The 16,973-nt window shown below is 68.5% G+C and carries 12 protein-coding genes; 6 read left to right on the top strand and 6 right to left on the bottom strand.

The window, feature by feature from the left end; translation table 11 throughout:
• Positions 1–3 precede the first annotated feature (3 nt).
• Positions 4–2,493 carry a DUF4175 domain-containing protein gene (locus tag B6K69_RS09695; protein ID WP_108643632.1) on the top strand — a complete coding sequence of 830 codons (2,490 nt, stop codon included), beginning with the start codon at positions 4–6 and terminating at the stop codon, positions 2,491–2,493.
• A gap of 21 nt (positions 2,494–2,514) precedes the next feature.
• Here the strand turns inward: B6K69_RS09695 and B6K69_RS09690 are convergent, their stop codons facing one another.
• Positions 2,515–3,510: a zinc-ribbon domain-containing protein gene (locus tag B6K69_RS09690; protein WP_228156708.1), complete on the bottom strand. Its 996-nt coding sequence runs from the start codon at positions 3,508–3,510 to the stop codon at positions 2,515–2,517.
• 171 nt (positions 3,511–3,681) lie between these two features.
• Here B6K69_RS09690 and B6K69_RS09685 point away from each other — a divergent pair, with 171 nt between their 5' ends.
• The 5 genes from B6K69_RS09685 (at position 3,682) to B6K69_RS09665 (ending at position 8,076) form a co-directional block, all read left to right on the top strand.
• A complete protein-coding gene (locus tag B6K69_RS09685) occupies positions 3,682–4,353 on the top strand; it encodes a cell division ATP-binding protein FtsE (RefSeq protein WP_108644874.1) in 672 nt (223 codons plus the stop codon).
• A gap of 5 nt (positions 4,354–4,358) precedes the next feature.
• Complete coding sequence (locus B6K69_RS09680) at positions 4,359–5,264, top strand: cell division protein FtsX (RefSeq protein WP_164681999.1); 906 nt, start codon at positions 4,359–4,361, stop codon at positions 5,262–5,264.
• On the top strand, positions 5,261–5,986 hold the full coding sequence (locus tag B6K69_RS09675; protein WP_108643630.1) for a lysophospholipid acyltransferase family protein: 726 nt from the start codon (positions 5,261–5,263) through the stop codon (positions 5,984–5,986). The genes B6K69_RS09680 and B6K69_RS09675 overlap by 4 nt, the downstream gene beginning before the upstream one ends.
• Positions 5,987–5,990: 4 nt before the next feature.
• Positions 5,991–6,317, top strand: coding sequence for a TfoX/Sxy family protein (locus B6K69_RS09670; RefSeq protein ID WP_108643629.1), 327 nt, complete (start codon positions 5,991–5,993; stop codon positions 6,315–6,317).
• A 94-nt stretch (positions 6,318–6,411) separates the two neighbouring features.
• Positions 6,412–8,076 carry a putative transporter gene (locus B6K69_RS09665; protein ID WP_108643628.1) on the top strand — a complete coding sequence of 555 codons (1,665 nt, stop codon included), beginning with the start codon at positions 6,412–6,414 and terminating at the stop codon, positions 8,074–8,076.
• Here the strand turns inward: B6K69_RS09665 and B6K69_RS09660 are convergent.
• From B6K69_RS09660 to B6K69_RS09640, 5 genes are all read right to left on the bottom strand, one after another.
• Positions 8,073–8,948: a transglutaminase family protein gene (locus B6K69_RS09660; RefSeq protein ID WP_108643627.1), complete on the bottom strand. Its 876-nt coding sequence runs from the start codon at positions 8,946–8,948 to the stop codon at positions 8,073–8,075. The genes B6K69_RS09665 and B6K69_RS09660 overlap by 4 nt on opposite strands.
• On the bottom strand, positions 8,948–11,353 hold the full coding sequence (locus B6K69_RS09655) for a circularly permuted type 2 ATP-grasp protein (RefSeq protein WP_108643626.1): 2,406 nt from the start codon (positions 11,351–11,353) through the stop codon (positions 8,948–8,950). The genes B6K69_RS09660 and B6K69_RS09655 overlap by 1 nt, the downstream gene beginning before the upstream one ends.
• A gap of 6 nt (positions 11,354–11,359) precedes the next feature.
• Positions 11,360–14,689 (bottom strand): transglutaminase family protein, encoded by a 3,330-nt coding sequence (locus B6K69_RS09650; RefSeq protein ID WP_108643625.1) that lies wholly within the window; start codon positions 14,687–14,689, stop codon positions 11,360–11,362.
• 240 nt (positions 14,690–14,929) lie between these two features.
• On the bottom strand, positions 14,930–15,217 hold the full coding sequence (locus tag B6K69_RS09645) for an HU family DNA-binding protein (protein WP_107672689.1): 288 nt from the start codon (positions 15,215–15,217) through the stop codon (positions 14,930–14,932).
• A gap of 158 nt (positions 15,218–15,375) precedes the next feature.
• Positions 15,376–16,851, bottom strand: coding sequence for an AMP nucleosidase (locus B6K69_RS09640; RefSeq protein WP_108643624.1), 1,476 nt, complete (start codon positions 16,849–16,851; stop codon positions 15,376–15,378).
• Positions 16,852–16,973: the final 122 nt, after the last annotated feature.

Here is a 16,973-nt window from a genome sequence, read left to right as displayed (position 1 = left end):
GGCATGGCGGCGGACAAGATACCGGAAACAGTTCTTCCTGCCCTGATCTGGCCCTGCCGGCTGACCTTGCTTGGCCTTTGGGCCGAACGTCTGAGCCGCGCCTTCTGGCCGCTGTGGACGGTGCTGCTGCTGGCCTTCGCGGCCGCCGCCTTTGGCGTGCAGGATCACGGCCCGCTGCTGTGGGTGCAGATCGGTGCCGGTGTCATGGCGCTGGCGGCGCTGGTCGCGCTGGTCATGGGCTTGCGCGCCTTTCGCCGCCCCACCCGGGCCGAGGCGCTTGCCCGGCTGGATGCCACGCTGCCCGGCCGCCCCATCGCCGCGCTGGGCGATTCACAGGCGCTTGGCCGCGATGATCCGGTTTCGGCTTCGGTCTGGCAGGCGCACAAGGCCCGCATGGCCGCGCGGGCGGCACAGGCGAAACCCGTTGCCCCCGACCTGAAACTGTCGTCGCGCGATCCCTATTCCCTGCGCTATGTCGCGCTGACCGCGGCCGTCATGGCGGCGCTGTTCGGCTCGCTCTGGCGGGTCACATCGGTTGCCGGCCTTGCGCCCACCCCGGCCGAGGCCATGCCCGGCGGGCCCACCTGGGAAGGCTGGGCCAGGCCGCCCGCCTATACCGGCAAGCCGACGCTTTACCTCAACGATCTGGCCGAAGGCACGGTCGAGGTGCCGCTGGGCACCCGCATCCAGATCCGGGTCTATGGCCCCGAAGGCAGCCTGACGGTGGATCAGACCATCGCGCAGGTGACCCCGCCCCCCGCCGCCGACCCGCCGCCGCCCGATGCCGCCGCCGCCAAGCCGCAGGGGCTGGCCGCGATGACCGACCTGACGGTCAGCCAGTCGGGCCGGCTGTCGATTGACGGCAAGGGCGGGCGGTCCTGGGACATTGTCGCCATTCCCGATACCGCGCCGCTGGTCGAAGTGTCGGGCCAGATCGGGCGCGAGGCGGACGGTCGCTTCAGGCAGGGCTTCAAGGCGAATGACGATTATGGCGTGGTCGCCGGTCAGGTCACCATCAGCCTGGACCTTGCCGCCGTGGACCGCCGCCACGGCCTGACCCCCGACCCCGAGCCGGTTGCGCCCGTTGTGCTGGACCTGCCGATGCCGGCCAAGGGCAAGCGGGACGAGTTCACCGAAACCCTGATCGACGACCTGTCGAAGCATGTCCTGTCGAACCTGCCGGTCAGCATGGTGTTTGCGGTGACCGATGCCGCCGGCCAGGTGTCGCAATCGCCGCCATATTCGGTTGTGCTGCCCGGCCGCCGGTTCTTTGATCCGGTCGCCGCCGCCGTGATCGAGATGCGGCGCGATCTGCTGTGGAACCGGGTCAACGCCGCGCGGGTGGACGATCTGCTGCGCGCCGTGACCAACCGCCCCGAAGGATTCCTGCGGTCGGCGAACGCGCATCTGCGGCTGCGGGTGGCGCTGCGCAAGCTGGATGCCACGGCCGACAGCCTGACCACCGAACAGCGCGACGCGCTGGCCGAGGAGCTGTGGAAGATCGCCTTCATGTTCGAGGAAGGCGATCTGAAAAGCGCCTATGACCGGCTGCAACGCGCGCAGGACCGGCTGGAAGAGGCGATCCGCAACGGCGCCTCGCCCGAGGAAATCGAACAGTTGATGAAGGAAATGCAGCAGGCGATGCGCGACTACACCCGCGAACTGGGGGAAGAGGCGCAGCGCAACCCGCAAGACCAGCCGCCGGCGGGCGAGGGACAGGAAATCACCGGCGACCAGTTGCAGCAGATGCTGGACGAGATCGAGCGTCTGATGAAGGAAGGCAAGACCGCCGAGGCCATGGCCCTGATGGAGCAGCTTCGTCAGTTGATGGAGAACCTGCAGGTGACGCAGGGCCAGGGCGGCGAAGGGCAGGGCGGCCCGGGCCAGCAGGCGATGCGCGATCTGGGCGATACGCTGCGCGACCAGCAAGGCCTGTCGGACGACGCCTATCGCGACATGCAGAAGGGCCGGAATGGCGAACAGCCGGGGCAAGACCCGGGCGCATTGGCCGACCGGCAGCGTGAGCTGCGGGATCGGCTGGGCGAATTGCAGGACCACAAGCTGCCGGGCGACGGCAGCGAAAAGGGCGAGGCCGGGCGCGAGTCGCTCAAACGGGCCGAGGACGCCATGCGCGAGGCCGAGCGGGCGCTGGAAGAGGGCGATCTGGGCGGTGCGCTGGACAGGCAGGCCGAGGCGCTGGAAGCCATGCGCGACGGCATGAAGGATCTGGGCGATGCGCTGGCGCAGGAACAGCGCGACGGTCAGGAAGGCGGCGGCCAGCAAGAGGCCGGCAAGGCAGACCCGAATGGACGTGATCCGCTGGGGCGCGAACCCGGCGATGCGGCGCGGATCGGATCGGACAAGAACATGGTCCAGAACGACCCCGACAAGCGCGCGCAGGAACTGCTGGACGACATCCGCCGCCGGTCGGGCGAAGCCGAGCGTCCTGCCGAAGAACTGGATTATCTGAAGCGGTTGCTGGAGATGTTCTGATCCCGCGCGACAGGCGCAGGATCAGCCTTCGCCGCCCTTCAGCATGTGGGTGGCCGATTCCATCAGCCGGTCCAGCCCAAGGCGCAGCCCGTCCACGAAACTGACATAGGCGGTCAGCATCCCTTCAAGGCCGGGAATGGCCTCGGCCAGACGCGGCGCCATGACATAGGCGGCAGCGGCGGCCAGTGCCAGGAACAGCATCAGGAAGAACCCGCTGCGGAACCCGCTGCGCGTCAGGTCGGGCAGGGCGTCCACCTCGGCATCGGGGTCGATCGCGGCATCGCCGGGTTGCAGGGTCGAGTTGATCTCTTCCACATCGGGCAGCAGGTCGCGCCGCGCCGCCGGGCGGGCCGCCGGCGGCACCGGCGACTCCGGGTCTTCGCCCTTGATCATCGCCAGCCGCCGCTGCGCCACGGTCATCGCGGCGCCGGCGGCCTCGACCCCAAGGTCGGGCTGGGTCTGCATCTGGCCTTCGGCCTCGGCGCGGCGGTTTTCGGCCTTCTGGCTTTCCTGCCGGCGGGCATCGGCCTCGCGCTCGGCCTCTTCGCGCAGGATCGACAGCACCGCGTCATCAAGCTGCGGCTTGGCGGGCACCACATCGTCCGGCTCGTCGGGTTCGGTCTCGGGGTCGGGCAGCGGAGCGGGAATGGGCGGGGGCGGCGCCGTCTGTGTGTCCGCCTCATCGGCAATCAGCGCGGCAACGGCCTTGGCCTCGGCGTCCATGGCCGGGGCGGGGGCCTCGGGCGGCGGCTCTGGCAGGGTGTCCGGTTCGGCCACGCGCTCCGGTTCGGCGTCGGGCGCCTCCTCGGGCAGCGGCGCGTCGGCCGTTTCTGCCCGGTCAGCTTCAGCCTCGATTGCCGGTTCGGCGGGCGCTTCCTCAGGTTCAACCTGTGGGGCAGCGCGCAACTGGAACCAGGCATGGCCGCAGCTTGAACACTGCACATCTCGGCCGCCCTCGGGAATGGCATCCTCGGGAACCTCGTACTGCGCATCGCAGTTCGGGCACACCAGCCGCATCAGATCCCCTCGCCCTTCGCCGATATCGAGCGAAGTTGTAGCAATAAACTGTCGTGCATCCAAGAGTTTGTCGCCTGCCCTTGAACAAGGGCTTGCCGACATGCGATTGAAGACACACCCGCCACGTCTGGCCCTGTGCCGGCATGGCGCGCGGTTGCAGGGGATGCGCGGGTGATATCGTTCGAGAACGTGGCCTACAACTATGGCGGGGGTGAGCTTCTTTCCGAAGTCTCGCTGCGGCTGGCGCCGGGTTCGTTCCATTTCCTGACCGGCCCCTCCGGCTCTGGCAAGACCACCTTCCTCAAGCTGGCCTATGCCGAACTCTTGCCAACCTCGGGCCATGTCACGCTGTTCGACCGCGAGGTCCGCACCCTGACCCGCGACGACATTGCCCACAGCCGGCGCCGCATCGGCGTGGTGCATCAGGACGTGCAGTTCCTGGACCATCTGCCGCTGGCCACCAATGTGCAGCTTCCGCTGTCGGTCTCGGGCCGGTCCAGCGACCCGCGCGATCTGGCCGATCTGCTGGGGTGGGTGGGCCTTGGCCATCTGTCCGACGCGCTGCCGCCGTCGCTGTCGGGCGGCGAACGCCAGAGGGCGGCGCTGGCGCGGGCGGTGATCATGGGCCCCGATGTGGTGCTGGCCGACGAACCCACCGGCAACGTCGATTGGGAAATGTCGCTGCGGCTGCTGAAACTGCTGGTCGAGCTGAACAAGATGGGCAAGACGATTGTCGTGGCAACCCATGACCTGAACCTGATCCGTCAGGCGAAATCGCAGGTGGCCGCGCGGGTGCTGCGGATTTCGCGGCGCCGGGTCCAGCTTGCGGGGGCAGACCTGTGAACCGGCTGCAAGAGGCGTTTCAGCAGATCGTCAGCTACCTGACGCCCGACCGGCAGGCCGACCGGGTGGTGCCGCCTTCCGGCCATACCGCCTGGCTGACCACCTTCACCGCCGGCGCGATGACCTTCCTGTGCGTCTTCGCGCTGGCGCTGTCGCTGGCGTCGGGGCGGCTGGCAAGCCGCTGGTCGGACGCGCTGGCGCGCACCGCCACCATCCGGCTGGCCGCCCCGCCAGACCAGATGCAGGCCCAGACCGATGCCGTTCTGGCGCTGCTGGCCACCACCCCCGGCGTCGCCACTGCCCGCGCGCTGAGCGATGATGAACAGCGCGCCCTGCTGGCACCCTGGTTCGGCCCCGACCTGCCGATCGATGCGCTGCCGCTGCCGCGCCTCATCGAACTGGTCGAAGGCGATCCCGGCTATGACGGCGAAGGCCTGCGCCAGCGCCTGGCGGCCGAGGCGCCCGGTGCCGTGCTGGACGACCACACCCGCTGGCGCCGCCCGCTGGCCGAGGCGGCGGGCCGGCTGCGCCTGCTGGGCTGGCTGTCGATCCTGCTGATCGGCACCACCATGGGCGCCATGATCACGCTGGCCGCCAATGCCTCGCTTGCGGCGAATGCGCAGGTGATCCGGGTTCTGCGGCTGGTGGGCGCGGTGGACAGCTACATCGCCGGCGCCTTCGTGCGGCGGTTCACCCTGCGCGCGCTGGCCGGGGCCGCCGCGGGCGCGCTGGCCGGCATGATCTGCGTGGCCCTGCTGCCGCGCGCAGATGCCGCGGGCGGGTTCCTGACCGGTCTTGGCTTTACCGGCTTCGGCTGGCTGCTGCCCTTCCTTCTGCCCCCGCTTGCCGGGGTCGTGGCCTTTGCGGCCACCCAACGCGCCGCCCTTCAGAAGCTGAGAGAGCTGCAATGATCGCCATACGCTGGGTGCTTTCGCTGATCTTCATCGTGCAGATGTATCTGGCCATGGCGGTGCTGGCCCTTGTCTATGCGCCCTGGGCGCTGGTGTCGCGCAATGGCGCCTTCGCCGCCGCCCATGCCTATTGCCGCTGGGTCCGCTTCACTGTCCGCCTGCTGTGCGGCCTGCGGACCGAGGTTCGCGGCACGCCCCCCACCGACGAGGTGGTGATCGCCGCCAAGCACCAGAGCTTTCTTGACATCATCATGATCTATTCCGCCGTCCCGCGCGGCAAGTTCATCATGAAGCGAGAGCTGATGTGGGCGCCGTTCCTGGGCCAGTATGCTCGGCGCATGGGCTGCGTGCCGGTCAACCGGGGCAAGCGGGGGGCAGCCATTGCCACGATGAAGGCGCAGGTTGCCGCCGGCGCGGCTGACCCGGGGCAGTTGATCATCTATCCGCAGGGCACCCGCGTCGCCCCCGGCGCGGTCCGGCCTTACAAGGTGGGCACCGGGCTGATCTACGAACAACTGGGCCAGCCCTGCGTTCCCGTGGCCGCCAATGTGGGGGTTTTCTGGCCCCGCCGCGGCATCCTGCGCAAGCCGGGGCTAGCGGTGGTGGAATTCCTGCCCCCCATCGCCCCCGGCCTGCCGCTGCCCGATTTCATGCGTCAGCTTGAGGATGTGATCGAGACCAATTCCAACCGCCTGATGGCGGAAGCCGGGTTCCGGGTCTGATCCCATGGGCACGCGGCCCGACACCGTGGCGCATCTGCTGGACATGCTGGCCGACCTGCCGCTGACCTTTCGCAAGATGTTCGGCGAATATGCGCTGTATCTGGACGGTCGGGTGGTGGCGCTGGTCTGTGACGACCAGTTGTTCCTGAAGCCCACGCCCGGCGCGCAGGCCGCCTTGCCCGGTTGCGCCACCGGATGTCCCTATCCCGGCGCGAAACCGCATCTGCTGGTGACCGAGGCGCTGGATGACCCCGACAGCGTGTCCGTCGCCCTGCGCGCCGTGGCCCGCGACGTGCCGCCCCCGGCCCCCCGCCGCCGCAAGCCGGGCTGACGGGCGGTGCGGCATGACGGCCCGCCCCCAAGGCCGCTGTTTGCTTGTTACGCCTGCCTGTCTAACATCGTGACATAACCTGCGAGCCTGATCCGTGAGCGCCATCGGCCTTTCCATCCTTCTGCTCTGCGCGGCGGCCGTGCTTGGCCTGATGATCGGTGCGATCCGCATCCGGGGCGTCGGGCTGGGCATCGGCGGCGTGCTGTTCGGCGGCATCCTTGTCGGCCATGTCGTCACGCTGCAGGGCTGGCAGGTGGAAGAGGGGGCGCTGCATTTCATCAAGGAATTCGGGCTGATCCTGTTCGTCTATTCCATCGGCAATCAGGTGGGGCCAAGTTTCGTCTCGTCGCTGCGGCGGTCGGGGCTGCGGCTGAACCTTCTGGCGGCGGCCATCGTGGCGCTTGGGGCGCTGACGACGCTGGCGCTGCATTACGGCCTTGGCGTCGCGCCCGAGGTGCTGCTGGGCGTCTATTCCGGCGCCGTCACCAACACGCCGTCGCTGGCGGCGGGCCAGCAGACGCTGGCCGAACTGGGGCTGCCGCCATCAGCCACGGGTGTGCTGACACTGGGCTATGCCATGGCCTATCCGCTGGGCATCGTCGGAATCCTGCTGACGATGTGGATCATCCGCATCGCCTTCGGCATCCGTCTGGATGCCGAGGCGGAAGCCCATGCCAAGGCCGAAGGCGGCCCGGCGGCCCCGATGGCCACCAATGTGGCGGTGGGCAATCCCGGCATCGACGGGCTGACCTGCGCCGAACTGGCCGGGCTTCTGGGCGAAGAGGTCATCTGTTCGCGGCTGAAATCGGGGGGCGAACTCAAGGTGCCCGAACCCGGGGTCCGGCTGGCCATGGGCGATGTGCTGCATCTGGTCGGGTCGGATGCCGGCGCGCTGCACCGTGCGACGCTGATCGTCGGGCGCGAAGTGGCCGAGTCGCTTTCGACCAAGGGTACCGGCTTCCGCTCGGAACGGGTGGTGGTGACAAGCGATGAGGCGGTGGGCAGCCGCATCGGCGATCTGCTGGCGCAGGCGCAGGGGCATGTGGTGATCTCGCGGCTGCACCGGGCCGGGGTGGAACTGGTGGCGCGGCCGGGGTCGGTGCTGCATTTCGGCGACATCCTCAACATCGTCGGCCCGCGCGAAGAGATCGAACGCCTGGGCAAGCTGCTGGGCAACGTGCCGTCGCGGCTGAACCAAGTGCAGATGCTGCCCATCTTCATCGGCATCGGCCTTGGCGTTCTGCTCGGTTCGATCCCGGTTGCCATTCCGGGAATGCCGGTGCCCATGCGGCTGGGCCTTGCCGGCGGGCCGCTGATCGCCGCCATCGTTCTGGCGCGGCTGGGCAGCCTGGGCCGGCTGCACTGGTTCATGCCCCCCAGCGCCAACCTTGCGCTGCGCGAACTGGGGATCGTGCTGTTCCTGGCCGTGGTGGGGCTGGATTCGGGCGGCGAATTCCTGGCCACGCTGACCAATGGCGACGGTCTGGCCTGGATGGGCTATGGCGCGGTGATCACGCTGCTGCCGATCCTGACCGTGGGCATCTTCGCCCGCATCGTGCTGCGCCTGAATTACCTCAGCCTCTGCGGCCTCTTGTCGGGGTCGATGACCGACCCGCCTGCGCTGGCCTTCGCCAATTCCGTGCGGCCCGACTCTGACGCCCCGGCCATGGCCTATGCCGCCGTCTATCCGCTGGTGATGTTCCTGCGCATCCTGTCGCCGCAGCTCATGGCCATCGTTCTGGTGCTGGGCGGGTTCTAGATCTCGACCAGATCGACGCTGTGCGAACTGGTCTGCGCGCCGTCCAGCCGCAACATGCCGATGATCGGCGCCGCGTCGGAATAATCGCGGCCATGGCCGATGACCACATGGTCCGCGCCCGCGAAACAGGCGTTGGTCGGGTCATAGTCGCACCAGCCGCCGCTGGCCCCGGTCCAGGCCCGCACCCAGGCGTGCATGGCATCGGCGCCCACCCGGCGCGGCTGGCCGGGGGGCGGCAGCGTGCGCAGAAAGCCCGAGACATAGGCCGCCGGAATTCCCAGGCTGCGCAACCCCGCCACCATGATCTGCGAGAAATCCTGACAAACCCCCTGACGCCCAGCAAAGGCCGCGTCGATCGGCGTGTCCACCTCGGTCGCCTGCGGGTCAAAGCGCAGCGTCCGGTGCAGCGCTTCGCCCAGGGCCTTGACGGCCGCCCGCGTGGTTGGCGCCCCGGCCACCGCGGCGGCGGCGAACTGGGCAATCTCGGGCACCTGCGGAATCCGCGGCGAGGGGGCAAGGAAATGATGCGGCGACATCGGGCCCAGCCCGGTTTCCGCCGCCAGATCCGCCGTCAGACCGGGCAGGGGCACCGAAAGATCGGCCTCCGGCCCGGTGTCCAGCCGTGTCACCTCGGCCGTCATGTCGAAGCGCAGCTCTGTCAGCCCGCCCTGCAGGGCCAGCTCGATGGCCCGGGTGCCGAAGAAATCGGTGAACTCGCGCCGCGCCGCCGGGGCGGGCAGCACCATCACCCGGCAGGATGAAACCTGCTGGACCCCCGGCAGATCGGCCGGACAGATCCGCAGCACCTGCCGCGCCATCCCCGTGGGGCGGTCAAAGGCATAGCGGATGGACAGGGACAGGTGGTAGCGCATCAGTGGAAATAGGCCGCGGTGATCTGGTCCGAGATATGGCCGATCCGGCTGCGCAGCGCCCAAAGCCGGCGGGTGGTCAGCGTTGCCGGGTCTTGTGTCGCCAGATCGGCGTGCAGCCGCAGCACGGTGCAGGCCAGTGGCGACAGGGCGCCATGGTCATTGGCGGCGTGCAGCAGGTCGATCTCCTCGCGCAGCCCGTCGATCTGGTGGCGCAGCGACCGGGGGTTCAGCGGGTCCAGCGCCAGCAGGTCGATCACCGTCGGGCGTGATGCGGCAAGGGCAAAGCGCCGGCGGTGCGTCATCACGCTGTCGCCGTATTCGATGGCCAGATCCAGCGCCCCTTCGGCGGCGCCAGGGTCGGCCAGCACGGCCAGCGCCGCGGCAAGCCCCATGGCCCGTTCATGCTGCCGCCCGATGGTCAGGAAGCGCCAGCCGGTGAAGCGATACATGTTTTCATGGATCAGCCCCGAGATGCCCGCCAGCTTGCGCAGCAGGGCCGACAGGGCGCGCGCCGCATCGTCGCCGGGCTGGCTGCGCTGCGCCATGCGGCGCGCGCTTTTCTCAAGATCGGCCAGCGCTGACCAGGCGTCGGGCGAAAACCTGTCCCGCACCCGCCCTGCGCTGGAAATGGCCAGCGACAGCGTGTCCAGCAGACCCTGCGGAATGGCCTCGTCCGGTTCGATGCCCTGCAACGCGAACAGCGGCGCGGCGGCCTCCAGCAGTGGCGCCGCCGCGCTGCCGCCTTCGGCAAGCCGCATGTGACAGGCCCGCAGCAGCCGGACCATGCCTTCCGTCCGCTCGACATAGCGGCCCAGCCAGAACAGGTTGTCCGCCGCCCGTGCCGGAAGCGCGCCGGGCGTTGCCCGCCGCAGCGGCGTATTGGCCACGGAAATCATCGAGGTCTGCGACACCGGCTCGGGGCTGACCACCCAGACATCGGCGGAACTGCCGCCGCGCTGCATGGCAATGGCCTCGGGGTCGGGGCGGGCGCCGATGCGGGCAAACCCGCCGGGCATCACCACCCAGCCCCGCGCCGTGCGGGCGACAAACACCCGGATGGTCACCGGCCGCGGCACCAGCCGCCCGTCCACCAGCGCCGGCGTGGTCGACAGGGTCACCGCCTCTTGCGCCACAAGCCCGGCCCCTTCGGCGGCAAGGCGTTGTGCCAGATCGGCCGGGGCCAGGTCGCCGGCACGGCACTGGTCCGCGCCGGGCAGGTCGAACGGCATCCCGGTCGCCAGGGCCGGGCTCAGGATCAGTCGCTCCGGCGCGGCCTGCACCGCCGCCGCCGCCAGCGGATCGCCGCACCACCAGGTCGCCAGATTGGGCATCTTCAGCGGGGCGCCCGTCAGATCGGGCGCAAGCTGCGGCAGGAAGGCCATCAGGGCGCGCGTTTCCAGCACGCCCGACCCCAGCGCGTTCACCATCGACAGGCCGCCCGCCCGCAGCGCCGACACCAGCCCCGGTGTGCCGATGCGCGAATTCTGGTCCAGCTCGATCGGGTCGGCATAGCTGGAATCCAGCCGCCGCCACAGCACCTCAACCGGGCGCGGCCCGGCCACCGTGCGCAGCTTGAGCTGGCCCTGCTCGACCATCATGTCTTCGCCCTGCACCAGGTTGAACCCCAGGTAGCGGGCGATCCAGGCATGTTCGAAATAGGTCTCGTTCAGCGGGCCCGGCGTCAGGATCGAGACGCGGGTTTCGCTATCCTGCCGCTGCCCCATCAACGCATCGCGGAAATCGCGGAAGAACCCGGCCAGCCGGTGCACATGTTGCGAGGCGTAAAGACCGGAAAATGCGCGCGATGTGGCGACGCGGTTTTCCAGCGCATAGCCCGCGCCGGACGGGGCCTGTGCGCGGTCGGCCAGCACCCACCACTTGCCATCCGGCCCGCGCCCCAGTTCGAAGGCAACGAAATGCAGGTAGTGCCCCGATCTGGGGGCGATGCCCACCATGGGGCGCAGCCATTCGGGGTTGCCCGCCACCAGCGCGGGCGGCAGCCGTCCGCTGGCGACCATCCGGTTCGGGCCGTATAGATCGGCCATCAGCGCTTCCAGCAGGTCGGCACGCTGCACCAGCGCCTCGGAAATGGCATCCCAGTCCGATTGTTCCAGCAGCACCGGCACATGGCTGAGCGGCCAGGGCCGTTCGGTTGACGAACCGGCGCCATACTGGCGGTAGAAGACGCCGCTGTCGTTCAGATACTGATCCGCCCGCGCCAGCGCGCTGGCCAGGTCGTCGGGCGCAAGCCCCGCCAGATGGCCGGCCAGCCGCGCCCAGAGCGGGCGGATGGTTCCGTCCGGGGCAACCGCTTCATCCGGCACGCCCGGCAAGGGGGCATAGCCGGACAGGCCGCGCGGCGGCGCGGTCAGCGGGGCGTGGTCATCTGGCGCAACGGCGGACATGCGTGGTCATACCCCTGCGGCCCGGCGCAGGTCCAGCGTCAGCGGAAACTCCCGCGACCGCCGCTCCTGCGGCACCTGAACATCATGGCCCGGCCGGTGGCCGAAGGGCTGGAACCGCGCCAGCCGCCGCGCCTCGGCCTCGTTGCCGTTGACGGGGAAGGTGTCATAGTTGCGCCCGCCCGGATGGGCGACGTGATAGACGCAGCCCCCGATCGGCCGTTGTGACCAGGTATCCAGGATGTCGAAGGTCAGCGGCGCGTCGACCGGCAGCACCGGATGCAGCGCCGAAGACGGCTGCCACGCCTTGTAGCGCACCCCCGCCACCGCCTCGCCGGCGCCCACCGGGGCCAGCGGCAGCGCGCGGCCGTTGCACAGCACCTGATAGCGCCCCGGTTCCGCCGCCGTCAGCTTGACCTGCAACCGCTCGGTCGAACTGTCGGTATAGCGCACGGTGCCGCCGATGGCGCCGGTCTCGCCCAGCACATGCCAGGGCTCCAGCGCCTGCCGCAGCTCCAGATGCGCGCCTTCGGCCTCGGTCTCGCCGCAGAAGGGAAAGCGGAACTCGGCCTGCGCCACGAACCATTCCTCGCGCAGGTCAAAGCCATGCGCCCGCAGGTCGGCCAGCACGTCGCGGAAATCTTGCCAGACGAAATGCGGCAGCATGAAACGGTCATGCAGCGTGGTGCCCCAGCGCACCAGATCGCCCTGCGCCGGATTGGCCCAGAACCGCGCGATCAGCGCCCGCAGCAGCAGTTGCTGCGCCAGGCTCATCCTTGCATCGGGCGGCATCTCGAAGCCGCGGAACTCCACCAGACCCAGCCGCCCGGTGGGGCCATCGGGCGAATACAGCTTGTCGATGCAGATCTCGGCCCGGTGGGTGTTGCCGGTCACATCGGTCAGCAGGTTGCGCAGCAGCCGGTCGGTCAGCCACGGCACCGGCGCGGCACCCTGCCCGGGCGCCGGAATCTGCGCCAGCGCGATTTCCAGCTCATACAGGCTGTCATGCCGTGCCTCGTCGATGCGCGGCGCCTGGCTGGTGGGGCCGATGAACAGGCCCGAGAACAGGTAAGACAGCGACGGATGCCGGTTCCAGTGCAGGATCAGGCTTTTCAGCAGGTCCGGCCGGCGCAGGAAGGGGCTGTCCAGCGTGGTTGCCCCGCCGACCACCACATGATTGCCGCCGCCGGTGCCGCAATGCTTGCCGTCGATCATGAACTTGTCGGCGCCCAGCCGCGTCAGCCGGGCCTCTTCATAAACGGCGGTGGTGATGGCGACGCAGTCGTCCCAACTGCGGGCGGGATGCACGTTCACCTCGATCACGCCGGGGTCGGGGGCGACGCGGATCACGTTCATCCGCGGGTCATGCGGCGGGGCATAGCCCTCGATATGCACCTTGAGACCCAGCCGGAACGCCGCCGCCTCGGCGGCGTGCAGCAGGTCAAGGTAATCTTCCAGCGCGGGCACCGGTGGCATGAAGACCGAAAGCCGCCCGTCGCGCGGTTCCACCGACAGGGCGGTGCGGACATGGCCTTCAACCTCGGTGATCTCTTGCCCCACCACCGCCTGACCGGCGGTCTGCGCCACGAAACTGGCCGCAGGCTGCGCCTTGCCGGCCGGGTCAAGCGGCGGCGGGGGCGGCAGGTCGGGGCGGTCCACCGTCGGGTCGGTCGGGTTGACATAGGGGTATTGCGCGGCGGTCAGGTCGGGCAGGCTGGCCAGCGGCAGGCGATAGCCGACCGGGCTGTCGCCGGGCACCAGGAACACCTTGCCGCGCCGTAGCCGCCATTTCTCGGACAGCCAGGTCCGCTGGCCCTGCGCCTGCCAGGGCTGCACCGGCAGGACAAAGCCCACCGGCTCGGTCAGGCCCCGGCTGAACACGGCGGCGATGCGGTGGCGTTCCTCGGGGTCTTTCAGCCTGGAGTTTTCCGGGGTGACATTGGCGGGAAGGTTCGCCTCCTTCACCAGCCATTCCGCCGGGTCTTCATAGGCCGGCAGGATATTGTCATCCGGCACCGCCAGTTCGGCCGCCACCTCGCGCAGGAAATCCTGCGCCTGTTGCGCGGTGGGCTTCTGATCCTTGCCCTCTTCGGCAATCAGGTCGGGGTTGCGCCAGACCGGCTGGCCGTCGGTGCGCCAATACAGCGAAAAGGTCCAGCGCGGCAGCGTTTCGCCCGGATACCACTTGCCCTGCCCGTAATGCAGGAACCCGCCGGGGGCAAAGCGGTCGCGCAGGCGGCGGATCATCTGATCCGCCAGCGCCCGCTTGGTGGGGCCGACCGCCGCCGTGTTCCATTCGGCGCTTTCGAAATCGTCGATCGACACGAAGGTCGGCTCGCCGCCCATGGTCAGCCGCACATCGCCGGCCTGCAGTTCGGCATCGACCTTCTGCCCCAGCGCATCCAGCGCCTGCCAGCTTTCGTCGCTGAAGGGCTTGGTGATGCGCGGATGTTCGGCCACCCGCCGCACCGACATGTCGAACTCGAACGCCACCTCCGGCGTGCCCACGGCGGCAAACCCGCCGGAAATCGGCGCGGCATTGCGGTAATGCGGCGTTGCGGCCAGCGGGATATGGCTTTCCCCGGTCAGCAGGCCGCTGGTCGGGTCCAGCCCGATCCAGCCCGCGCCGGGAAGGTAAACCTCGCACCAGGCGTGCAGGTCGGTGAAATCCACCTCGGTGCCGGACGGCCCGTCCAGCGATTTCAGGTCGGGCTTCAACTGGATCAGATAGCCCGACACGAACCGCGCCGCGAAACCGAAGTGCCGCAGCGCCTGCACCAGCAGCCAGCTTGAATCACGGCACGACCCGCTTCTGATCGACAGGGTCTGCTCGGGCGACTGCACCCCCGGCTCCATGCGGATCGTATAGGCCACCTCGCCGGCGATGCGGGCATTCAGGTTGACCACGAAATCCACCGTGCGGCAGCGGTCGCGCGGCACGGTGGCCAGAAAGGCCTGCAATTCCGGCCCCGCCGGTTCGGCCCGGCGGTAAATCACCAGATCGTCGGTCAGATCCGGCGGATAGTCGAAGGGCCAGTGCTCGGCCTGTTCCTCGACGAAGAAATCGAACGGGTTGTAAACCGTCATGTCGGCCACAAGATCGACCTCGATCCGCAGCTCGCGCACCGGCTCGGGAAAAACAAACCGTGCCATCCAGTTGCCATAGGGGTCTTGCTGGTGGTTCACGAAATGTGTGTCGGGCGAAACCTTCAGGCTGTGGCTGATCACCCGCGTCCGGCTGTGCGGCGCCGGCCGCAGCCGTATGACCTGCGGTCCCAGCGTGACCGGCCGGTCATACCGATAGTGCGTCAGGTGATGGATGCTTGCCTTGATCGCCATGTGCCGCGCCCCGCGCTTCCCGTCCTCTACGCCTTATTCCTAGGCGGTCAGGGGCGTTGGTGAAAGCCGCGACAGGCCAGAACCGGCCGAAAACGCCAAAGGACAGGGCTTTGCCTTGTTCTTTGGCAAAGCGCGGTCGCCGGTCAGTTGCGCGCCGCGTCCTAGGCGCAACTTCTGGCCTTGCCGCAATGGAAAAGGGCCGCCCAAGGGCGGCCCGAACAAAGCGATCGCAACAGGCGATCAGCCGTTGGCAAGATCCTTCAGCGCCTTGGCGATGGTGAACTTCACCTGCTTGTCGGCGGCCTTGGTCATAGTTTCGCCCGTGGCCGGGTTGCGGACCTGACGCTCGGGGCGGGCCTTGCAGGCAACCTTGCCCAGGCCGGGCAGGGTCACGGTGCCGCCGGCGGCGACTTCCTTGGCAACGACGGCAGCAACAGCATCCAGCGCGGCGCCGGCAGTCTTGCGGTCAGATCCCATTTCTTCAGCCAGAGCGGCGACGAGTTGGGTCTTGGTCATGGGCTTGGACATTTGTTTCCCCTTGTTGTTCCGCATGTCACGGGCCCGGCAGCGCGGGCCATCCCCTTTCTTCGGGGCCGCGACCCAGAAGCCCGCTTTCGGGGGCGAAATCAAGACCCGAATACGGCAGGCCGGGCGAAAACAGGCCAATTGACCCGGATTTCCCGACCTTAAAGGAACGCCGTTTCCTCAAAACTGCGAAGTTTCCGGCTGTGAATCCGCTCAAGCGGCATGTCGCGCAAACGCTCCATCGCGCGGATGCCGATCAGCAGATGGCGCGAAACCTGCGTGTGATAGAACTGCGACGCCATGCCGGGCAGTTTCAGCTCGCCATGCAGCGGCTTGTCGGAAACGCACAGAAGCGTGCCGTAGGGCACGCGGAAGCGAAAGCCGTTGGCGGCGATGGTGGCGGATTCCATATCCAGCGCCACCGCCCGCGATTGCGACAGCCGGCGCACGGGGCCGGACTGGTCGCGCAGTTCCCAGTTGCGGTTGTCGATGGTCGCCACGGTGCCGGTCCGCATGATGCGCTTCAGCTCGAACCCCTCAAGCTGGGTCACATCCGCCACGGCCCGTTCCAGCGCGATCTGGATCTCGGCCAGCGCGGGAATGGGCACCCAGATCGGCAGATCGGCATCAAGGACGTGATCTTCGCGCAGATAGGCATGGGCCAGCACGAAATCGCCCAGCGCCTGCGTGTTGCGCAGGCCGGCACAGTGCCCCACCATCAGCCAGGCATGGGGCCGCAGCACGGCGATATGGTCGGTGGCCGTCTTGGCGTTCGACGGGCCGACGCCGATGTTCACCAGCGTGATGCCCTGCCCGTCAGGGCGTTTCAGGTGATAGGTCGGCATCTGCGGCGTCTTGGCCGAAGGCGCCAGCACCCCGTCAGGCGTGGTGATGATCGCATTGCCGGTGGCGACAAAGGCGGTATAGCCCGACTCCGGGTCGGCCAGCGCGGTGCGGGCATAGGCTTCGAATTCGTCCACATAGAACTGGTAGTTCGTGAACAGGACATGGTTCTGGAAATGGTCGGCATCGGTCGCGGTGTAATGCGACAGCCGGGCCAGCGAATAATCGACGCGCTGGGCGGTGAAGGGCGCCAGCGGCATCGCGCCATCGGGGAAATGCGACAGGGTGCCGTTGACGATGTCGTCATTCGTGGTGGCCAGATCGGGCACATCGAAGATGTCGCGCAGGCTGAAATCCAGCACCCCTTCCTGCGGGATCGAGACGTTGGGGTTGCCCGCCACCGCGAAATGCACCGGGATCGGCGTTGACGACAGGCCGATCGTCACCGGCACGCCATGGTTCTGGATCAGCAGGCCGATCTGCTGGATCAGGTATTTGTGAAACAGGTCGGGCCGCGTCACCGTGGTGGCATAGGTGCCCGGCTGCGAGACATGGCCGAAGGACAGCCGGGAATCCACCTTGTCGAAGCTGTTCACCGTCAGCCGGATTTCCGGGTAATAGGCGCGCACGCGGGCGGCGGGCCTGCCGTCACGCAGGGCGGCGTCGAAATGGGCCGACAGATGCGCCGTTGCCTCTTGATACAGCCGCTCCAGCCGCTCCACCGCCGGTTCGGCGCTGGTAAAGACCTCGGCTTCGGGGTGGTCGGGCAGAAGGTAGGTGCTCAGGTCGTCCATGATCGGTCCCAAAGGAAGATCGGGGCATATAAGCCGCAAGCGGTGGCAGGGCGCAAGTGAAGCCTTGGTGACGCGGCAGATCGGCCCCTTGCGGGGGGCGGCCAGAGGTCTGATAACATGTC

The sequence above is a fragment of the Pseudogemmobacter blasticus genome, assembly GCF_003071405.1.
GTDB lineage: Bacteria > Pseudomonadota > Alphaproteobacteria > Rhodobacterales > Rhodobacteraceae > Pseudogemmobacter > Pseudogemmobacter blasticus.
Note: the sequence above shows the minus strand (reverse complement) of the source record. Positions and strands in the feature narration are given on the sequence as shown.

Bases quoted from the DNA above. Each gene is read 5' to 3' on its own strand.
- B6K69_RS09695 (WP_108643632.1), top strand. From the start codon at position 4: ATGGCGGCGGACAAGATACCGGAAACAGTTCTTCCTGCCCTGATCTGG.
- B6K69_RS09690 (WP_228156708.1), bottom strand. From the start codon at position 3,510: ATGCGGCTGGTGTGCCCGAACTGCGATGCGCAGTACGAGGTTCCCGAG.
- B6K69_RS09675 (WP_108643630.1), top strand. From the start codon at position 5,261: ATGATCGCCATACGCTGGGTGCTTTCGCTGATCTTCATCGTGCAGATG.
- B6K69_RS09670 (WP_108643629.1), top strand. From the start codon at position 5,991: ATGGGCACGCGGCCCGACACCGTGGCGCATCTGCTGGACATGCTGGCC.
- B6K69_RS09660 (WP_108643627.1), bottom strand. From the start codon at position 8,948: ATGCGCTACCACCTGTCCCTGTCCATCCGCTATGCCTTTGACCGCCCC.
- B6K69_RS09655 (WP_108643626.1), bottom strand. From the start codon at position 11,353: ATGTCCGCCGTTGCGCCAGATGACCACGCCCCGCTGACCGCGCCGCCG.
- B6K69_RS09650 (WP_108643625.1), bottom strand. From the start codon at position 14,689: ATGGCGATCAAGGCAAGCATCCATCACCTGACGCACTATCGGTATGAC.
- B6K69_RS09645 (WP_107672689.1), bottom strand. From the start codon at position 15,217: ATGTCCAAGCCCATGACCAAGACCCAACTCGTCGCCGCTCTGGCTGAA.
- B6K69_RS09640 (WP_108643624.1), bottom strand. From the start codon at position 16,851: ATGGACGACCTGAGCACCTACCTTCTGCCCGACCACCCCGAAGCCGAG.